At 64.8% G+C, this 18,887-nt stretch carries 11 protein-coding genes, 1 tRNA gene and 1 pseudogene; 3 read left to right on the forward strand and 10 right to left on the reverse strand.

Annotation, left to right across the window (positions count from 1 at the left end; all coding sequences use genetic code 11):
• Nucleotides 1-25: 25 nt before the first annotated feature.
• Nucleotides 26-421 (forward strand): globin, encoded by a 396-nt coding sequence (locus tag AWC27_RS07010; RefSeq protein ID WP_085669830.1) that lies wholly within the window; start codon nucleotides 26-28, stop codon nucleotides 419-421.
• The gene (locus tag AWC27_RS07015; RefSeq protein WP_085669831.1) at nucleotides 421-2,025 is read left to right on the forward strand and encodes a glycoside hydrolase family 13 protein; all 1,605 of its coding nucleotides are present in this window, start codon (nucleotides 421-423) and stop codon (nucleotides 2,023-2,025) included. The genes AWC27_RS07010 and AWC27_RS07015 overlap by 1 nt, the downstream gene beginning before the upstream one ends.
• Here the strand turns inward: AWC27_RS07015 and AWC27_RS07020 are convergent.
• The 9 genes from AWC27_RS07020 to lipQ all read right to left on the reverse strand — a co-directional run bounded on the left by AWC27_RS07020 (nucleotide 2,001) and on the right by lipQ (nucleotide 17,504).
• Complete coding sequence (locus tag AWC27_RS07020) at nucleotides 2,001-2,663, reverse strand: DUF8010 domain-containing protein (RefSeq protein WP_085669832.1); 663 nt, start codon at nucleotides 2,661-2,663, stop codon at nucleotides 2,001-2,003. The two genes, AWC27_RS07015 and AWC27_RS07020, sit on opposite strands and share 25 nt — an antisense overlap.
• Nucleotides 2,651-3,064, reverse strand: a complete 414-nt coding sequence (locus AWC27_RS07025) for an acyl-CoA thioesterase (protein ID WP_085669833.1) — start codon at nucleotides 3,062-3,064, stop codon at nucleotides 2,651-2,653. Before AWC27_RS07025 ends, AWC27_RS07020 begins: the two co-directional genes overlap by 13 nt.
• On the reverse strand, nucleotides 3,061-7,890 hold the full coding sequence (locus AWC27_RS07030) for an NAD-glutamate dehydrogenase (RefSeq protein WP_085669835.1): 4,830 nt from the start codon (nucleotides 7,888-7,890) through the stop codon (nucleotides 3,061-3,063). Before AWC27_RS07030 ends, AWC27_RS07025 begins: the two co-directional genes overlap by 4 nt.
• 120 nt (nucleotides 7,891-8,010) lie before the next feature.
• Complete coding sequence (gene ettA / locus AWC27_RS07035) at nucleotides 8,011-9,687, reverse strand: energy-dependent translational throttle protein EttA (protein ID WP_085669836.1); 1,677 nt, start codon at nucleotides 9,685-9,687, stop codon at nucleotides 8,011-8,013.
• 68 nt (nucleotides 9,688-9,755) lie between these two features.
• A complete protein-coding gene (locus AWC27_RS07040) occupies nucleotides 9,756-10,271 on the reverse strand; it encodes a single-stranded DNA-binding protein (RefSeq protein WP_085669837.1) in 516 nt (171 codons plus the stop codon).
• A gap of 147 nt (nucleotides 10,272-10,418) precedes the next feature.
• Nucleotides 10,419-12,773 (reverse strand): glycerol-3-phosphate 1-O-acyltransferase, encoded by a 2,355-nt coding sequence (locus AWC27_RS07045; RefSeq protein ID WP_085669838.1) that lies wholly within the window; start codon nucleotides 12,771-12,773, stop codon nucleotides 10,419-10,421.
• Complete coding sequence (locus AWC27_RS07050) at nucleotides 12,770-14,563, reverse strand: HAD-IB family hydrolase/lysophospholipid acyltransferase family protein (RefSeq protein ID WP_085669839.1); 1,794 nt, start codon at nucleotides 14,561-14,563, stop codon at nucleotides 12,770-12,772. The genes AWC27_RS07045 and AWC27_RS07050 overlap by 4 nt, the downstream gene beginning before the upstream one ends.
• Nucleotides 14,560-16,029 (reverse strand): WS/DGAT/MGAT family O-acyltransferase, encoded by a 1,470-nt coding sequence (locus tag AWC27_RS07055; protein ID WP_139836815.1) that lies wholly within the window; start codon nucleotides 16,027-16,029, stop codon nucleotides 14,560-14,562. The genes AWC27_RS07050 and AWC27_RS07055 overlap by 4 nt, the downstream gene beginning before the upstream one ends.
• A 227-nt stretch (nucleotides 16,030-16,256) precedes the next feature.
• Nucleotides 16,257-17,504, reverse strand: coding sequence for an esterase LipQ (lipQ, locus tag AWC27_RS07060; RefSeq protein WP_085669841.1), 1,248 nt, complete (start codon nucleotides 17,502-17,504; stop codon nucleotides 16,257-16,259).
• A gap of 186 nt (nucleotides 17,505-17,690) precedes the next feature.
• On the opposite strand from lipQ, the gene AWC27_RS07065 reads away from it, so the two are divergent.
• Nucleotides 17,691-17,764: transfer RNA gene (locus AWC27_RS07065), tRNA-Arg, on the forward strand.
• A gap of 448 nt (nucleotides 17,765-18,212) precedes the next feature.
• Here the strand turns inward: AWC27_RS07065 and AWC27_RS30870 are convergent.
• Nucleotides 18,213-18,887 (reverse strand): annotated as a pseudogene (locus AWC27_RS30870) (PE family protein); the annotation flags it as partial.

Below are 18,887 nucleotides of genomic sequence, written 5' to 3' on the forward strand. Positions count from 1 at the left end.
CAGCGGTGGCCCACAATGGAAGACGATGGATCAAACAACGGAATCGTTCTATGACGCGATCGGCGGCGCCGAAACCTTCCACGCCATAGTCTCGCGTTTTTACGAGCAAGTCGCCGACGACGAGGTACTGCGTCCCCTGTACCCCGAAGAGGACCTGACGGGCGCCGAACAGCGGTTACGCATGTTCTTGGAGCAGTACTGGGGCGGTCCGCGAACCTATTCAGACCAGCGCGGTCATCCCCGGCTGCGGATGCGCCACGTCCCCTTTCGGATCACCCCCATCGAGCGCGACGCCTGGTTGCGGTGCATGCATACCGCGGTCGCCTCGATCGACTCCCAGACCCTTGACGACGAACACCGCCGCACGCTGCTCAACTATCTCGAAATGGCCGCCCACTCCCTCGTGAACTCCGCGTTTTGATGGTCGGTCAAGGGGCGCAGCCCGGCTCGTGGTGGCAGTCCGCGGTCTTCTACCAGGTTTATCCGCGGTCGTTCGCCGACAGCAACGGTGATGGTGTGGGTGACCTGGACGGGCTGGCGGGGCGGCTGGACCACCTGGTCCGTCTCGGCGTCGACGCGATCTGGATCAATCCGGTCACCGTCTCGCCGATGGCCGATCACGGCTACGACGTCTCCGATCCTCGCGACATCGACCCACTGTTCGGCGGAATGGCCGCCTTCGAGCGGCTCATCGCGGCCGCACACCAGCGGGGCATCAAAGTCACCATGGATGTGGTGCCCAACCACACCAGTTCGGCGCACCCCTGGTTTCGGGCGGCGCTGGCGGCCGGGCCAGGCACCGAGGCAAGGGACCGTTATTTCTTTCGCGACGGCCGCGGCCCCGGCGGGCTGCTTCCGCCGAACAACTGGGAATCGGTGTTCGGCGGGCCGGCCTGGACGCGGGTGTTCGAACCCGACGGCAGCCCCGGTCAGTGGTATCTGCACCTCTTCGATGCCGAACAGCCCGACTTGAACTGGGACAACACGGAAGTCTTCGACGACTTCGAGAAGACACTGCGGTTCTGGCTCGAACGCGGCGTCGACGGTTTCCGCATCGACGTGGCGCACGGAATGGCCAAGCCGCCGGGGCTACCGGACAGCCAGGACATGAGCGAGGTCTTGCGCCACACCGACGATGACCCACGCTTCAACCGTCCGCATGTGCACGCGATACACCGCGACATCCGAGCGGTGATCGACGACTATCCCGGGGCGGTGACCGTCGGCGAAGTATGGGTGACCGACAACGCGCGATGGGCCGAATACGTGCGGCCCGACGAACTGCATCTGGGCTTCAACTTCCGGTTGGCGCGCACCGATTTCGACGCCGCCGAAATTCACGACGCCGTGCAGAACTCCGTGGAAGCCGCGGCGCTGGAAGACGCCACTCCGACCTGGACGCTGGCCAACCACGACGTCGGCCGGGAAGTGACCCGCTACGGCGACGGCGAAATCGGCCTACGCCGGGCGCGGGCGATGGCGATGCTGATGCTGGCCCTGCCCGGTGCGGTGTTCATCTACAACGGCCAGGAGCTGGGATTGCCCGACGTAGACCTGCCCGACGAGGTACTGCAGGACCCTACCTGGGAACGCTCCGGGCACACCGAACGCGGCCGTGACCGGTGCCGGGTGCCGCTCCCGTGGTCGGGCGATACTCCCCCGTTCGGGTTCTCCAGCTGCGCTCAGACCTGGTTACCTATGCCCGCCGACTGGTCTGCGCTGACCGTCGAAAAGCAGCTCGGCGACCCCAGCTCAATGCTGACCTTCTTCCGACGTGCACTCCGATTGCGCAGGGAGCGTGCGGAGTTCGATGGCAGCGAGATCGACTGGCTGTCGGCGAACGGCGACGCATTGATCTTTCGGCGCGGCGGTGGCGGGTTGGTTTGTGCGCTCAACGCGGGCCAGCGTCCTATGGCGCTGCCGGCAGGAGAGCTGCTCCTGGCCAGCGAGCCATTGACCAACGGCAAGTTGGCGCCAGACAGCGCGGCCTGGCTGTTGACTCAGCGCAACACCAGGCCCGGCTGACCGCGTCGGCGGTACACCGAGCCGTAGCGCGCGTCGACCCGTAACCACGCCGGCAGAATGCGAATGCGGATCATTTCGTCGGTGGCGATCGCCTCCGCCGACTGAGGCACGAAACCCATTGCCGTCAAGGCGAATACGCAACGCATGGGCAGCCCTACGGTAATGTCGGCCGAACTGACCTCGATGACCTCCTGGTCGAGCAATGAAACGGGCGGACCATGCGAACCGCTGTGTTCCTTGGCCAGTTGAGCGCCGCGCTGCGCCAGGTCGACGACCACGCCGGCCGGCACATCGTCGAGGTGGGTGAAGCCTGATTCCGGCGGCAACGCGCCCCGCCACGCCGAGTCCATCGAGTAGCCCGGGTCGATGAAACCCGAACTGTCCATTGCGGCCAGCCCCCGCGCCAACGCGTCCGCCCCGACCGACATGTCGCCGGGACGCACACTGCCTGCCACCACTCGGCTGGCCAGCACATCGAAACCCGTTGCCACCCAAGCCGTCAGCAATCCGTCCGAACGCTGGCGGAGGCGGATGATCGCCGAATCATCCAGCCGCATAGCATGATCCACGAATGTGACCAGATCTTTGCGGTGGGCCGGATCCCCCAGCCACAAACCGCGCTCGGCTACCGAATCCACCGCTGCAAGTACTCCCGATGGTGTGGCGACAGCCGCACCAGTCGCTGCTCCTCGATATGTACGGTGGCCAACTGCGATTCGGCGATGACGGCCGGTTTGGAGTCCGGATCGGCGTTTACCGAACGCACTTCATAGCCGAGGGTGAAGTCCACCGCCCGCAGCCGCTTGGTCCACATCGTCACCTGCAGCGGAGAATCGGCCAGCCGCAACTGGTCCTTATAGGTGACCCGGACGTCGGCGATCAGCAGGCCGATGGTGGTGATGTCAGCTCCGAACGGCTCTTTGAGGAACGGGACACGCGCCTCTTCGAGGATGGTGACCATGGTGGCGTGGTTGATGTGCTGGTACATGTCGATGTCGGACCAGCGCACCGGCACTGCCGCGACGAACCCGTGGCTCACCCTGACGATCCCCGTCCGCTGGTCCGCGTCATCCGGCGGATCTGGCGTGCGGCCACCGACAACGTCGCGAGATCCATTGTGCCGCTTTCCCGGATCTCGTTCAGGGTTCGTCGCGCCCGCTCCACCCGGGATGCGCTGATGTGTTCCCATTCGGCGATCTTCTGCTCGCCACTCTCGTCGGGCTCGCCGACGGCCAGCACGTCGAAACACAGCGACCGCAAAGATGCGTAGATGTCGTCTCGAATCGCCAGGCGCGCCAACGAATGCCAGCGGTCGGTGCGGGCCAGCCCGGACACCGCGGTCAATAAGGCGTCGGTGCCGAGTCGATCCATCAACGCGAAATAGGTGTCGGCGACTTCGGCGGTGTCGATCTCGGTGATGTCGGCGACGTCGATGATGTCGAGCAGGCTGTAGCGGTAGAGGCCGGCCGCAACCCGGTAGGCCAAGTCCTCGGGCGCGCCTTGGGAAATGAATTCTCCGGCTTCCTTTTCCACGATTGCCTTGTCGTCACCGCGCAACCACTCCGACATGCGCGGCGTCAGCGCCTTGACTTTCGCGCCGAATCGGTTGATCTCAGCGCCGACGGCCAGCGGCTGGGGACGATAGTTGAGCAGCCAGCGTCCGGCGCGGTCAATCAGCCGACGGTTGTCCAGGATCAACCGGTCCGATAGCGCTACCGGTAGATTCTCCGCGCGGATCCGCCGCCAGATATGACCCACGCCGAAGATGGCGTCGGTCGCGGCATAGGTGCGCACCGCGTCAATCGGCCGGACACCGACATCCTCGGCTATCCGGAAGGCGTAGCTGATGCCGCCAGTGTCCACCAGATCATTGATCAGCATGGTGGTGACGATCTCGCGGCGCAGCTGGTGGGTACGAATTTCCGGAGTGAACCGATCGCGTAGCGGCTTGGGGAAGTATTGCGGCAGCCTGGACGCGAACACGTCCTGATCGGGCAGCTCGGTTTTCAACACTTCTTCTTTGAGGGCCAGCTTCACGTGTGCCATCAAAGTCGCCAACTCCGGCGAGGTGAGCCCGATGCCGATCTCTGAGCGCCGCAGGATCTCTTTTTCCGACGGCAGGGCCTCCAGTTCGCGGTTGACCCCGCGCTCGGCCACCAGGTATTTGATCTGGTCGGCGTGCACCGGCAGCAGGCTGGCCGCGTTGGCGCGGCTGGTGCCCATCAGGTCGTTCTGGTCTTCGTTGTCGGTGAGCACCAGCTGCGCGACCTCGTCGGTCATCGACTCCAGCAGCTGACTGCGCTCCTCGACCTTGACCTTGCCGGCGGTTACCAGCGAGTCGATCAGAATCTTGATGTTGACCTCGTGGTCAGAACAATCCACGCCGGCGGAGTTGTCCATGGCGTCGGTGTTGATTCGGCCGCCCGACAGGTCGAACTCCACCCGGCCCCGTGCGGTGACTCCCAGATTGCCGCCTTCGCCGATGACCTTGGCGCGCACCTGGTTTGCGTTGACCCGTACCGGATCGTTGGCCCGGTCGCCCACATCGGCGTCCGACTCGGATTCGGCCTTGATGTAGGTGCCGATGCCACCGTTGAACAGCAGATCCACCGGCGCCTGCAGAATCGCGCGAATCAGGTTGGGCGGCGACATTTCTTCGGCCCCGCCGTCGATCCCCAGCGCGGTCCGCACCTGCTCGCTGATGGGAATGGCCTTGTGCTCCCGGCTGTAGACGCCGCCGCCCTCACTGATCAGCGATTTGTCGTAGTCGTCCCAACTGGACCGGGGCAAGTCGAACATCCGCCGGCGCTCGTCCCAGGAAACCGCGGCGTCGGGATTCGGGTCGAGGAAGATGTGCCGATGATCGAACGCGGCGATCAGCCTGATGTGTTTGCTCAGCAACATGCCGTTGCCGAACACGTCGCCGCTCATGTCGCCGACACCGACGACGGTGAAATCCTCGGTCTGGGTGTCAACTCCGATCTCGCGGAAGTGACGCTTGACGGCCTCCCAGGCGCCCTTGGCGGTGATGCCCATGGCCTTGTGGTCGTAGCCCACCGATCCGCCGGAGGCGAACGCGTCGCCCAGCCAGAACCCGTAGGACTTGGCGACGTCATTGGCGATGTCGGAGAACGTGGCGGTGCCCTTGTCCGCGGCAACCACCAGATAGGCGTCGTCGCCGTCACGACGCAGCACTTCCGGTGGGGGGGTGACCTTTCCGGTTGCCTTGTCGACGTTGTCGGTGACATCGAGCAAACCGGAGATGAACAGCTGATAGCAGGCGACGCCTTCGGCGCGGGTGGCCTCACGGTCGGCACCGGGGTCGCCGGTGGGCAACGGTGGTCGCTTGACGACGAATCCGCCCTTGGCCCCGACCGGCACGATGACGGCGTTCTTGACCGCTTGCGCCTTAACCAGACCCAGGATCTCGGTGCGGAAATCGTCGCGGCGGTCCGACCAGCGCAAGCCGCCGCGCGCCACCGGGCCGAATCTCAGGTGGACGCCTTCGACACGCGGCGAGTACACGAAGATTTCGAACTTGGGTCGTGGCAGCGGCAGCTCGTCGATCAGCTGCGCATTGAGTTTGACCACTAACGCATCGCGGCGCCGCGCCGAATCTTTGCGTGTCACAAAGTAATTGGTGCGCAGTGTGGCCTGTACCAGGGAAGCGAAGGAACGCAGGATGCGGTCGGTGTCCAGGCTCACCAGGGCGTCGATGTCGGCGGCGACGGCCGCTGCGGCCGCTTGGGCGTCGCGGCTGACCGGTGAACCCGCCGGCCGGGGGTCGAAGAGTGCTTCGAACAGCGTGACCAGTGACCGTGCAGTGGAGGCATGCTCGTTGAGCACCGATTCGATGTAGGACTGGCTGTATGGAAACCCCGCCTGTCGTAAGTACTTGGCGTAGGCGCGCAGCAGCACGACCTGCTGCCAGTTCAGGCCGGCGCGCATGACCAACTCGTTGAACCGGTCCACCTCGACGCGGCCCTGCCAGATCGCGGTGACCGCGTCGGCGAATCGTTGCGCGCCGGCTTCGCGCTCGGCGTCGGTCTGGGCAAGCGGGATGGTGGGGTGTGGGGAAATCCTGAACTGATAGATCCACACCGGCAAGCCGTCAGGGCGGTCGACTGTGAAGGGACGCTCTTCGAGCACCACGACGCCCATGCTTTGCAGCATGGGCAACAGTTGGCTCAACGATGCGCTACGGCCACCCAGGAACCAGGTGAGTTGCGCGACTCCTTGCTCGTCGCGTTCGGAGAACACCAGCTTGACCGAGTCATCGGTCAGCTCGTTGATGATCGCGATGTCGCCGACGGCATCGTCCGGGGTGACGGCCTGCTTGTAGGCCTCGGTGAACGCGACCGCGTAGTGCTCGGCATCGGCGCGGCTGACCCTGCCGCTGGCAGCGGCGCCGATCAGCCGGTCGGCCCAGGTCCGCGCGGCTTCGCTCAGTAGCGCCTGGATCCGTATCCGATTGTCTTCGGAGATGTCGACCGGCGCCAACGTCGTATCCTCGGTGGGCAGGCGCACCATGAAATGCATGAGAGCCCAAGGGGATTCACTGACCCGGGCGGTGAATTCCAGTCGCGTCCCGCCGAATTCGCGGACCAGGATGTCCTCGATCTGCAAGCGCACGGCGGTCGTGTAGCGATCGCGCGGAACATAGACCAGGCAGGAAACGAAGAATTGCAGCCGGTCGGCGCGCAGGAACAGCAATGCGCGGCGTTGGGAGCCCAGATCTACCACGGCTTTGGCCATCGACAACAAGCGTTCGGCACTCAACGTGAAGAGCTCTGGGCGCGGAACGGTTTGAATGACGTCAAGCAGTAGCTGACCGGGGTGGCTGGGATCACTGCCGGCCAATTCGAGTGCTTCCCGAACCCGGCGCGAGATTGCCGGGATCTCCAGGACGTCGGCGTTCATCGCGGAAACGGTGAACAGCCCGACGAAGCGATGCTCGATGACGCTGTTGCCGCCGTCGACGTATTCGCGGACGGCGATGGCATAAGGGTAGGCGCCGTAGCGCAGGTAACTGCCCACCGCGGCCTGGGCCAACACCAACAACTTGCCATCATCAGTCAGCCGGGGACGGGTGCCGGAGCGCGCGCGCAATACACCCAGGCCGCTGGAGCCGTCGCCGAGCACCAGACCGTTTTGGACCCTGCAGGGCTGGTAGCCCAGCAGCAGGAAGTTGCCGTTGCCCAGCCAGCGCAGCAGCGCGGCGACTTCCTCCCGGTCGGGCGCCGAGTAGTGGCCGTCGGGATCGCTGTCGATTTCTGCGGCCAAATCGGCCAGGGTGTCGATCATCGTTCCCGCGTCGGTGGCGACCCGTTGGACGTCAGCCAACACCTTGGGCAGCAACCGTTCGACCTCGGCAAGGGCCTTGCTGTCGACGGACGGTGAGAGCTGGACATCTATCCAGGCCTCGCCGGCGTAGGGCGATGATTTGTCGGCTTTGCGTTCGACGCGCAGCAGCGCGCCACCCGGGTCGCGCTGGACCTCGAACACCGGAGTCATGATCGCCGTGTAGTCCACGCCGAGCCGGTGCAGCAGCACCGTGACCGAATCCAGCAGCATGCTGCCGTGGTCGGTGACCACCTGTAGCGAGGGCCCACACCCCGTCGCGTCGTCGGGCCGGTAGATGCACACACAGCTGTCACCGGCCGGACGGCAGCTGGCCAGCTGATAATGCGCACTGAGCTTGGCAGGCGTTACCAGCGATTCGGCCTTCGCCGGCCGGGCGCCGTCGCAGTCCGGGCCGCTACAACTGTCCAGGTATGCCTGCGAGACCCAAGAGGGAATGTCGGAACCGTCGGTCAGCGTGGACCACGCCTCGACGTCCTGCTTGGCTCCGGGATCGATCGTCATGCCGACTGCTCCCAACTCACGACGGACACCAGCAGGGTGCTCATGATCGCTGTGGTCCCAATTGCCCCGCTCCTCAACGGCCGTCCGGCCGCATTGTCGCGGCGCGTGCCGAACCTGACATTAGTCCCGTGTCAGCCTGCGATGGGTCACTCGGTGCGGACGCGCGGCTTCGATACCAAGCCGTTCTACTTTGTTCTCCTCATATGCACCGAAGTTGCCCTCGAACCAGAACCACTTCGCCTCGTTGTCGTCGTCGCCCTCCCACGCCAGGATGTGCGTGCAGGTCCGGTCCAGGAACCAGCGGTCGTGCGAAATGACCACCGCACAACCGGGGAAGTTGACCAAGGCATTCTCCAGCGAACTCAGGGTCTCGACGTCCAGGTCGTTGGTCGGCTCGTCCAGCAGGATCAGGTTGCCACCCTGCTTGAGCGTCAGCGCGAGGTTCAGCCGGTTGCGTTCGCCGCCGGACAGCACACCGGCCGGCTTCTGCTGGTCGGGCCCCTTGAACCCGAACGCCGACACATATGCTCGCGACGGCACTTCGGTCTGTCCGACCTGGATGTAGTCCAGTCCGTCCGAGACGACTTCCCACACCGTCTTCTTCGGATCGATCCCGGCGCGGGTCTGGTCTACATAACTCAGCTTTACCGTCTCGCCGACCTTGACCGTGCCGCTGTCCGGCGCTTCGAGCCCGACGATGGTTTTGAACAGCGTCGTCTTGCCGACGCCGTTGGGGCCGATGACGCCGACGATGCCGTTGCGGGGCAGCGTGAAGGACAGGTCCTTGATCAGGGTGCGGCCTTCGAAGCCCTTGTCCAGGTGTTCAACCTCCACAACCACCGAGCCCAAGCGCGGCCCAACCGGAATCTGAATTTCCTCGAAGTCGAGCTTGCGCGACTTCTCCGCCTCGGCGGCCATCTCCTCATACCGCTGCAGCCTCGCCTTGCTCTTGGCCTGGCGCGCTTTGGCACCCGACCGAACCCAGGCCAGTTCGTCCTGCAACCGCTTCTGCAGCTTGGCGTCCTTGCGGCCCTGCACCGCGATCCGCTCGGCCTTTTTCTCCAGGTAGGTCGAGTAGTTGCCCTCGTACGGGTAGGCGCGGCCACGGTCGAGTTCCAGAATCCATTGCGCGACGTTGTCCAGGAAATAGCGGTCGTGGGTGACCGCCAATATCGCACCGGCGTAACTGGCAAGATGCTGTTCGAGCCACTGCACGCTTTCGGCGTCCAGGTGGTTGGTCGGCTCGTCAAGTAGCAGCAAGTCGGGCTTGGACAGCAGAAGCTTGCACAAGGCAACCCTGCGCCGCTCACCCCCGGACAAGTTGGTCACCGGCTCATCGGGTGGCGGGCAGCGCAGCGCGTCCATGGCCTGTTCCAGCTGCGAATCCAGGTCCCACGCGTCGGCGTGGTCCAGATCCTCCTGCAGCCGGCCCATCTCCTCCATCAACTCGTCGGAGTAGTCGGTAGCCATCAACTCGGCGACCTCATTGAAGCGGTCGAGCTTGACCTTGATGTCACCCATGCCCTCTTCGACATTGCCTCGAACGGTCTTCTCCTCGTTGAGCGGCGGCTCCTGCTGCAGGATGCCGACGCTCGCTCCGGTGGCCAGGAAGGCGTCGCCGTTGTTCGGCTTGTCCAGACCGGCCATGATCCGCAAGACGCTCGACTTACCGGCCCCATTCGGGCCTACGACGCCGATCTTGGCTCCGGGGTAGAAGCTCAACGTGACATCGTCGAGGATCACCTTGTCGCCGTGCGCCTTGCGGACCTTCTTCATCGTGTAGATGAACTCAGCCATTGCGCGGTATTGCCTTTCTGGTCTATCGGAAATATTCCGCCGACCATCCTAGGCACCGGCCGGCAACGTTAGGCCGACAGTGGCAGCGCGCAGTATCCGGCAGCGGGCTCGCCCGCCGTGGAATCCGGCCCTGGGTCCGCCCCGGCGGCGCGATCCTGGCCCGAAGTGTCCTCTTCGGACACCTCGGTTGCTACCGGCGACGGGGCGTCCGACGGGTGGGGACCGGTGTAGCTCGGCTTCTCGATGCGCACGAACACCCGCGACAGATCCGGTCCGACAGAGATCGCACGCATCTCCAGCGAAGAACGGCGATTGCCGTCGCGGTCTTCGTACTCGCTGGTGTACACGTGGCCCGTGACGATCACCGGCGCGCCCTTGCTCAACGCCGCACCCACGCCACCGACCAGCCGTCCCCAGCAGTTGACGGTGATGAACAGCGAGTTGCCCGGTTCCCACCCGCCATCAGCGGTCCGGCGCCGCGAATTGCTGGCGACGCGAAACTTGATCAGATCCTGGTTGCCGACCGTGCGGCGCTGGGGGTCATTGACGATGTGACCGATGACGGTCAACGGCGTTTCAAACATTTGCTCAACATCCCTTCGGTGAAGTGGCCCTCTGGCTTGCTGCCATTCAGCCCCGGGCCACCGACGAACCCCCCTGCGGTGGACGCTGGCACGGCCACGCTGTGGATGAAAGCGCGACTTTGGATAAGCGCCGTACTGCCGGAGGCACTACTGGGGTTGGCTTACTTCCCGCCCATGACGCGCTCTGAATTCACGAGCGACGAACTGATTGCGAGCGACTTTCCCGACGTAGTCGAAATCTCGCAGGATGTCGCGCAATTCGTTGCGGAAGGCGACGCGACGTTCGGCCAGATCTGCCGCCGGCGCTATCAGATCCTGATCGACGACGACCTGGCGCGCGGTGGCGAACAGCAGTGTCGATACTGACTCGCTACTGCGGACCCGGCCCTGCGCCACGTACTGGCGGCCCACCCCGAGCGCAAGATCCGTCAGTTCCTTTTGACCGATATCTGCCGGGGCGTCGCGCAATACGTCGGCCACGATCTCATAGGCTTCGAAGAACACCCGCAACATCGCCCCAGACATCAACGGCCGCTTGGCGTACAGCATCGCGTCGATCTCGTCGCCACCGGCGGCAAGGCTTGTCTCCCAATTATTTTGCCAAGCCATCTCTTCGGCGATGTTCGCCCGGAATGCCGCCGAATCGGCGAAATAGAAATCGAACTTGAGCAGATCGCGCAGCCGCATCGCCTGATCCCAAAAGGCCGCGACATGATCGCCGTCGGTGTGGCGGGCGTGCGCCAGCGCCAGCTCGACGATGGAGGTCTCCAGGAACGCATGAATCACCGAGTTCCGATAGAACGCCGCGGCATGCTCGTCGTCGGGTGCGATGTACCACACCGGTTCGCGCCCGCCGTCGACACGAGTGACCGGGTGAGCATTGGACAACGCATCCACCGCCGCACGTACACCTTCGCGGGAGCGCAGCCGTAATGCACTGGTGGACACCGGGGTTTGCTTGCGGTCGAGATAGTCAAGCGAATCCTGCAAGGTGTGGTGCAACTGGCCGAGGGTCAACGCCAACCCACCCGTGGTGAGCAGCAACGCAGAAACCAAGCCCGTTGCCGTCACGGGTGTGGCCTGCAGAATTCGCCACGCGACTTGGAACGACATCTTCTGCAGCGCAAGACGTTTGGCGTCTCGATCCTGCGCCAACGGCCCCTGCGGCGGGCCAAGGTACTCGCGCATCGAAACCGCTTCGGGGAAGCGGACATAGATCTTGCCGTAGTTGCGTTCGCCCTGCGCCTTGATGAAGTTGTACAGCCAGCTGAACCCTTCGGGGGTTTTCTCGGCACCCTGCGCGTATGCGGCGTACTCGGCGATCTCATGCAGTTGGTCAAAGCAGATCGAAACACCTTGCAGCAAGATGTCGTCGGCGCGGCCGTCCAAGTACGCATCGGCGACGTAGCTCATCAATCCGAGCTTGGGCGGCAACATCTTTCCGGTGCGTGAGCGGGTGCCTTCGATGGACCAACTCAGGTTGAACCGCTTCTCGACGATATAGCCGACGTACTCCTTGAGTACGTATTTGTACAGCGGGTCGTCGCCGATGTTGCGCCTGATGAAGATAGTCCCCGATCGCCGCATCAGGGGTCCCATGATGCCGAATGACAAGTTGATGCCGCCGAACATGTGTACCGGCGGAAGCCTGTTCTCCTGCATCGCGACCGGCACCACCGCGCCGTCGATGTAGGACCGGTGCGAGAACAGCAATACCGCCGGATGTGTTTCCAGCGCAGCCCGCATGGCCGCAACCTGGTACTCGTCGTAGTCGATCTCCGGATCGAATCCGCGGCTGAGCATCCGTCCCAGGACCGAGATCACGTCGACGGAGACCTGGCTCCATCCGGTCGCCAGCTCGTCGAGCATCTTGCCGGCTTGCTCAATGCTGGCGTTGGGAATCTGTTTGAGGCCGTTACGAAATCGCGTTGATGCCAACATCTCCGGTTTCACAAGCCGGGGCGACTTGTATTGCGGCCCAAGTATCCGGTATTCGGCGCGTGCCAGCGCAAGCAACGCCCGGCGGGTGACGAACTGGGCGAAATCGCGCGTGTTCTCCGCGACAGTGGTGTCGTGCCACTGTTGGCGAAGTTCGGACACCTTGGCCGACTCGCCGGCCACCACCCGGGCACGACGCGGGTCGGTGCGCAGGATGCGACGCTGCTGACGTTGGTTGGGGTGGTAGGGATCTCGCCCAGGTAGCAGCGCGGCGACCTTTTCTGCCCTGCTGCGGTCCGCCGGCGGTAACCAGAACACCCGCACCGGCACAATCGAGCGATCCTCGCCCGACTCGAGCTGCTCGACCAACGCGGTGAACGCCGTCGGCGGCGCAGTGCTCAGCGGCAGCTTCAATATGTCGAATTTCGACTCCGGATTGCGGGCGCGCTGGTGGCCCAGCCAATCCATGATCAACTGCATCTCGACGGGAGTTTCCATCGACGCAAGCACCAGCGAGTCTTCGGCGGACAGGACCGCGCTGGTGTCGGCGGCCGGTTTGGTCACGACCGTCCTTGGGGCCTAGCAGCTTCGGTGGCATCGGCGCTGTTGACGACGGGCCGTTGCGCCTCACCATCTTTGAGCGCGACCTGCGATTCGTTCGGATTCGCCACCGGCGCCGCCTTTTTCGCGGCCTTCTTCGCGACTTTCTTCACGGGGGCTTTGGCCGCAGTCTTCTTGACGGCCTTCTTTGCCGGGGCCGCAGCTTTTTTCGCGGTCGCTTTCGACGCCGTCTTCGGCTGCGCCTTTTTCGCAGGTGCCTTCGCTGCCCGCGCTCTACGCGCCGCTTTCCTCTCTGCGTAGAGGTCGACTTCCGGCAGCTCATCGACCGGCCAATCGCGCAGCGTGTCCAAATACAATTGGCGCACTTCGGCGATGCGGTCCGGCAACGTCTCGAGGGTCCAGTCGTCGACCGAAATCGGCGGAAATACAGCCACATCCACGGTGCCGGGGTTGATCGTGGTCGAGTTTCGAGAGGCGACGATTTCGGCGTTACGAATCACTATGGGGACGATCGGAATCCCCACCGCCATCGCAATGCGGAAGGGCCCCTTCTTGAATTGGCCGACTTGGGTGGTGTCCAACCGAGTACCTTCGGGGGCGATCACGATCGACAATCCATTCTTGGCGCGTTCTTCGACGGTGTGCAGCGTCTCCACCGCGGCAACCGGATCGTCGCGGTCGACGAACACGCCGTCGAGCACCTTGCCGAGCGTGCCCATAATCGGGTCGTTCTGCAGTTCCTTCTTGCCCACGCCGACCCAGTTGTCGCGCACCAACGCTCCGGCGATGACCGGGTCGACCTGGTTGCGGTGGTTGAAAAGGAAGACGGCCGGGCGCTGCGCGGTCAGATTCTCGCTGCCGATGACGTTCAGGTGCACTCCGCTGGTCGCCAGTAACAGCTGAGAGAACGTGGAGGTGAAGAAATTCACGCCACGCCGGCGGCTGCCGGTCAGCACACCGATCCCCACCGCACCGGCCGCGACGGGAAACATGGTGCTGAAGCCGGCAAGTGTGCGCAACTGCCGCCGCAGGCCCACGCCGCCGCGGCTGTTGAATTTCAGGATCGGCCAGCCACGGCGCTTGGCGACCGCGGCCATTTTGCCTTCGGGGTTGGTCGGGCGCGGATTGCCGACCAGATACATCAGCGCGACGTCCTCGTCGCCGTCGGCATAGAAGTAACTGTCTTTCAGGTCGATCTCGTGTTCGGCCGCAAAGCGTTGTACCGCAGCGGCTTTGCCCGGCCCCCACAAGATCGGCTTGACGACACCGCCGGTGAGCAAGCCGTCGTCGTTGGTCTCGAACTTATTGGTAAGCATGTTGGTGATACCCAAGAAGCGCGCCACCGGGCCGACCTGAATGGTCAGCGCCGACGAGCTGAGCACGACGGTGTGGCCGCGAGCGACGTGTGCCCGCACCAACTCTCGCATTTCCGGGTAGATCCGGGACTCGATCCGCTGGGCGAACAGCCGCTCGCCGATCTCCTCCAAGTCCGTCAACAGCCGTCCGCGCAGCGCCGAGGAAGCCTTGCCGATCAGGTCCTCGAACTCGATGCGCCCAAGCGTGTGGTTCAGACCGGCCTGAACCATGCTGAGCAGCTCCCCCACCCCCATGTCCCGGCGCCGCAGCCGCTCCTGGGTGAGGATGACCGCCGTGAACCCCGCGACCAAGGTCCCGTCCAGGTCGAAAAACGCACCGACCTTGGGCCCGGGGGGGCTGGCCATGATCTCGGCCACCGAGCCGGGTAACCGCAGATCCACCGAGGGCTTAGCGCGCGGCTCGTCGGAGGAGGTCATGAGCCCGATACCGATCGAGACGCAGAATCATCCGACGTGAACGAAGCCGGGACCGCGCGCGGTGCCGGGTCACCGGCCAGTGCCAGGATTTCGTCGAAACCCTCCAGCAGACACCGGGCGAACAATTCATCGTTGCGCACCGAGGCCCGGTCGTAACGGACGGTGACGGTGCAGTAGCCGCCGCGCGAAATCAGCACTACCATCATCGCCACCCCGGGAAGTGGTCCAATTCCATACTGGCGCAATATCTTTGCACCCGCGATAAACGTGTCTCCCGGATAGACCGGGACGTTGCTGGCCTGCACGTCCGAGCCGATCACCGAACCGCTGATACCTTCGAGCACCGCCGTGGGCAAGACGCTCAAAACCGGCGCGATGGAACCGATGACGTTCATGGCGGGCTCGTCACGCCGCTGCGTCATCTGGGCCCGGATCTTCTTCATCCGGGCCACCGGATCGACGGTGCCAACCGGTGCAGCCAGGTTCACGCCGGTGAACCGATTCCCGCCGGCGCCGTCCGCGTCAGCGCGCAGGTTCACCGGCACCGCCATCGGCAGCGTGCTGATCGGCACGCCGAGGGCCACGTGGTAACGACGCAGTGCGCCGCACAGGCCCGCGAGGTAAGCGTCGTTGATCGATCCACCGCCGGCCTTGGCCGCTTTGTGCAGCTCGGAGAGCTTGATGTCGATGGCCTCGGTACGGGTGGTCAGGCTGCGCCGGCGCAACAGCGGTGAGGGCTCGGCCGCCCGATTCATCACTCGCATGCTCGACAGGGCGTAGCCCACGATTCCCGACACCGTCGCCGCCGGATCGAAAACCGCGCGTCCGGCTGCTGAAACCGCCCCGGACACCGCCCCCAGGACCCCACCGACGATGGCGATCGGCAGGTGATTAATGCCTTGGCGCATAAGGTCATTGGGCGACAGATCCTGCGGAATGGGTTGCGGCGGCGTCGGTCGCGGGGGTGGATCACGCTCCAGGTCGTAGATCTCGGCGAACATCTCCACACCGCCGACACCGTCGGTGACGGCGTGGCTCACGTGCAGAAGGGTGGCAGCTTTGCCGTCCGGCAGCCCCTCGACCAAGGTGGCCGTCCAGAGCGGTCGGGATATGTCCAACGGCGACTGCAGGATCACCTCGGCTAGGTCGAATACTTCGCGCAGCGTGCCGGGTTCGGACACGCGTACCCGGCGAACGTGAAAATCGAGGTTGAAGTCCGGGTCCACCACCCAGCGCGGCGCCGCGGTCGGCAGCGTCGGCACGACGACCTTCTGGCGCAGCCGCAACACCTTGCGGGAGGCGTTTTCGAACCGTGTCCGGAAGCGGTCCCAGTCCGGCGTGGAGTCGAGGAGTTCGAGCGCCATGATCCCCGAACGTGTCCGCGGATTCGCCTCGCCGCGATGCATCAAATAATCGACCGGGCCAAGTTCGTCGGACAATCCAACGCCCTCGGCAGACTCAGCCATGGTCATCACCCCGAGCACGACGCGCGAACCCTCTCACCGCCGATCAAGCCTCCTGACTCAGCCCTGACAACGCAAACGCTCATAGACAATGCCCACCCAACGCTAGTCCGGTTAGCGCGGCGGTGAAAGCCGAGCATGAGTGAGGATCGACTCAGTGTGGCGACGGCCGCGGGCCTGCTGACCAAAGATGTTGCCGGTCAGTCCAGTTGGGCTGACGCGGAAACGTTTTAGCTGGCCGGAGTCGCCGACAGGGCCAACGATCCCATCAGCGCGCGCCGCCCGTAGACCACACCGAGGAAGTCGGCAACGGCGTTGGCGGCCAGCCGTGAGCGCACGGTGGGAGTGATGTCGAAAGCGTGGTGGGCGTTGGCCAGCTCGGCGTAGGCCACGGTGGCCGCACCGGCGCCTCGCAGCGCCGCACAGAACGCTCGCGCCTGGCCGCTGGGAACCAACTGGTCCTTTTCGCCGTGCAGCACGAAGAACGGCGGGGCTTCGCTGTGCGCGTACGAAATCGGCGACGCCGCGGTGAAGCGCTCCGGGTCGTCGGTGTAGCGGGCCTTCATCACGAACTGCTCGAGGAACGGCAGCATCATCTCGTGCATGTTCTCGAAGTCGGTGAAGTCATAGACACCGTAGTAGGGCGCGACAGCCTGCACGGTGGTGTCGGCTCGTTCGAAGCCGGGCTGAAACTGTGGATCGTTGGGCGTCAGTGCTGCCAGGGACGCCAGGTGTGCCCCCGCTGATCCGCCGGTGATCGCGATGAAGTCGGAGTCGCCGCCGTAGTCGCCGATGTTCTCGCGGACCCACGCGATGGCCCTCTTGACGTCGATGATGTGGGCCGGGAAGGCACAGCGCGGGCTCTTGCTGTAGTTGATCGACACGCAGATCCAGCCGAGTTCCACCATCCGGCTCATCAGCGTGTAGGCCTGGGGACGCTTTCCGTTGACCGACCATGCGCCGCCTGGGACCTGGATCAGCACCGGCGCACGGCAGCCGGGAGCCAGATCGGGACGCCGCCAGATGTCGAGCAGGTTGGCCTGACCACGCGGGCCGTAGGAGATGTCGGAAGTGTGCGCGGCGTAGCGGCGGTGTGGCCCGGACGGCAACAGGCTCCCCCGACGCATGACGGCCGCCGGGTCGCCGGTCGGGTGACACACGGCGTCGCGGAAATCGGACCCGAACGACTCCTCGAGCGCGGCAGTGAGAGCGTGATCGGCGCGCTGGGCGGCCCAATTGGTGGCAACCCGGTGCAGCGACGGCGGGGATACCCGGGACAACGCATGGCCGGTCACGACGTGCGGGGGAAATTCCGTCGCCAACCAACCGGCAACCCAACCCAGGGCGAACGGCGAACCGCGTAGCAGCAGGGCGCCGGCCCGGGCCGTATCTCTGGCGTCGGCCGCCAACTGGGCGCCTTGCCGCAGCGCGTGGGCACCAGCCCGCGAACACCGCGAAGTCACACTGGCCATGCACATAACAAAGCCCACCCCTCGACGTCAGGCACACGCGTCGTTGCGGTTAACGGCCGATTACCGGCCGGTGTTGTACGTGTGTCGAGGCTCACACCATAACCGATATTTGGCGCAGGGGAAGACTTTTCGTGCCCGCTGTGTCGCGCCAACTGATCTTGAAATGCGGTTCGATAGACTGACCTGCGCATTGCCTCCGTAGCTCAGGTGGATAGAGCAAGGGCCTTCTAATCCCTAGGTCGCACGTTCGAGTCGTGCCGGGGGCACAAACGCTTTTTGCCTGTTCAGAGCCTTAATTAGTCGACCTTATGGCTTTGCCGTTACGTCCGGTCGCGCCAAAGCCACCTGGGCGGGAAGGGGAGCAAACCAGGCGCCATTCGTTTGCCGTCAGGAGCAGTCCGAAGGTCTGAAACTGCGGGATTTTCCCGTCCGCCGATGTAGCCACGCTCTGAGTCACTCCCGTGTCATATACCGCATCCGCCCCACTGGCCCCGTCTGACCAATTCGGGCTCCGGGATGGACATCACCGGCGAAGGCTCGTTAATTGTCGTTGGTTCATGAGCCGGATTGTGACCAGGCGCCTAGCGTCCGGATAGTGCCCCACAATCGAATTTGGTAGTCCGTGCCGTTCAGGGAACCAACCAACCGTGTCGCAGTACCTAATTCACCGCTACCTCAAGCCCCGGACTCCACGCCTGGAGGGCCCAGTGGCGATTAGCCGGGTGCGCCGTTCGCGCCTTGGGTACCTGGGTTGCCGTTGGGGCCTGGCGGGAGAGGCGGTCCGCCGTTAGCGCTGCCTCCCTTGCCGCCGGCACCAACGGTGCCGGCATCGCCGCCCGTGCCACCCGCACCACCAGCACCCGCCGCGCCACCGGTTCCCGTGACACCGCCCAGCAGGCCGCCGCGCCCGCCTGTTCCACCGGGAGCGCCAGCGACACCGCCGGTTCCGCCAGTGCCTCCGTCGCCGGCGTCACCGCCGGTCCCACCAGCACCGGCGACAGACGTCACCCCATTCACGCCGTTTGCGTTGCCACCCGTGCCGGCGTGGCCGCCCGCCCCGCCGACTCCACCGAAGCCGCCGACTCCACCGGCCCCGGCGCTGCCACCGTTACCGCCGTTGCCGAACAATCCGACGGCCGCGCCGCCGTTACCGCCCGCTCCGCCGGCCCCGCCAGTTCCGCCGGTGCCGCCGGTACTACCGGCGCCTCCATCACCGCCCGTTCCGCCGACGGCTTGGATAGAGGGCGAACTGCTGAGGCCGTTGACCGTCGCGCTGCCCGCGTTACCACCGATACCGCCGCCACCACCGACTGCTCCCGTGCCGCCGGCCCCGCCCGCGCCACCCACGCCGCCCGCGCCGCCGTTGCCGAACAGCGTTCCGCCGGTACC

This window comes from Mycobacterium szulgai, assembly GCF_002116635.1.
Taxonomy (GTDB): Bacteria; Actinomycetota; Actinomycetes; order Mycobacteriales; family Mycobacteriaceae; genus Mycobacterium; species Mycobacterium szulgai.